Below are 254 nucleotides of genomic sequence, written 5' to 3' on the forward strand. Positions count from 1 at the left end.
CTAGAAAGGTAATTCAAGCAGCATCGCATAGCACTGGTGTGACAGAAGGCATATTTATGGCAAGACAAGAATTAAAAACTCTTTTGTCACAGAATGAAGCTTTAGTTGAAGATAGAACAAGTACTTGAGTAGCAGGGTTTTTGTTTGAAGTAGTGGATTTATCTAACTACAAACATCCACGTCAAATTCAGAAACTAGCAGGCTTGAACCTGAAAGAAAACAGTTCGGGTAAACACAAAGGTGAGACCAAGATA

1 pseudogene is annotated in these 254 nt (G+C 37.8%); it reads left to right on the forward strand.

The annotated features are described in order from the left end of the window. Positions 1-254: pseudogene (locus CDO51_RS15700) on the forward strand (transposase); the annotation flags it as partial.

Origin of the sequence: Natranaerobius trueperi (assembly GCF_002216005.1) — a bacterium.
Taxonomy (GTDB): Bacteria; Bacillota; Natranaerobiia; order Natranaerobiales; family Natranaerobiaceae; genus Natranaerobius_A; species Natranaerobius_A trueperi.